The 808-nt window shown below is 41.5% G+C and carries 2 protein-coding genes and 1 pseudogene; 2 read left to right on the forward strand and 1 reads right to left on the reverse strand.

Annotation, left to right across the window (positions count from 1 at the left end):
- On the forward strand, positions 1-250 hold a 250-nt coding region (locus IPZ49_RS19925), incomplete at its 5' end, for a Fic family protein (protein WP_193762866.1).
- Here IPZ49_RS19925 and IPZ49_RS19930 read toward each other — a convergent pair.
- Complete coding sequence (locus tag IPZ49_RS19930; protein ID WP_105322857.1) at positions 247-405, reverse strand: hypothetical protein; 159 nt, start codon at positions 403-405, stop codon at positions 247-249. The genes IPZ49_RS19925 and IPZ49_RS19930 overlap by 4 nt on opposite strands.
- Before the next feature lie 199 nt (positions 406-604).
- On the opposite strand from IPZ49_RS19930, the pseudogene IPZ49_RS23240 reads away from it, so the two are divergent.
- Positions 605-808: pseudogene (locus tag IPZ49_RS23240) on the forward strand (hypothetical protein); the annotation flags it as partial.

Below are 808 nucleotides of genomic sequence, written 5' to 3' on the forward strand. Positions count from 1 at the left end.
ACTATTCGTGGGTAAGATCAATCTGGCTGAATGCCATGTGGAGTTTATTTTGATCCATCCATTCAGAGAAGGTAATGGGCGTCTGTCGAGATTGCTTTGCGATGTGTTGTCGGTTCTGGCGGGGAGGGGCTTACTGGACTACAGCCTGTGGGATGAGCACAAGGCGTTTTACTTCAAGGCAATACAGGCAGGCGTATCAGGGAACTATAGCCCAATGATGCAACTGGTGAGCGATATATTGCCAGATTAACGGGCGAGGCCAACGGCTTTCGCCTGTGCCTGATTTTGTTTGAGTTGCTGCTCAATTTTTTGCACAGAAACACCGGTTTCTATCGCGGTTGAGCTGGCGACGGCACGGTAAATCTGTGCTTTGGTAACTTGTGATGATGTTGGTTGCTTGTGCATGGGGCGGTTCCTAAGGGTTTCCACTTGGATTGTAGTTACGATGGTTGATAGTAGCAAGGATGCTTTTGGTCAAGGCTCGCCATAAGTAAAATAAGTGAGACAATGTCATAAAGGTAAGCCTACTTCAGGGCTTTACAAAATTACTATCCTAAGTGTTATTATCCAACAATGTCTCTTAATGAATGCCTTAAGGAATATGATGGAACATTTCGCTCAATTTTATCAATTAAATGAAGTAATTAATAAATATAAACTACATCTAAGTGATGTGATAAATTTCTGGATAGGCCATGAGATTCCTCTTTTTATTAAGATGGAGGGTGTGCCATGTAAATTATCATGTGTTATTCGTGATGATAATGATCTGTTCTTAAAAGATGAAAAGAGAAGCATTTATAGGTAT

Origin of the sequence: Enterobacter cloacae complex sp. S2 (assembly GCF_015159675.1) — a bacterium.
GTDB classification, from domain to species: domain Bacteria; phylum Pseudomonadota; class Gammaproteobacteria; order Enterobacterales; family Enterobacteriaceae; genus Enterobacter; species Enterobacter intestinihominis.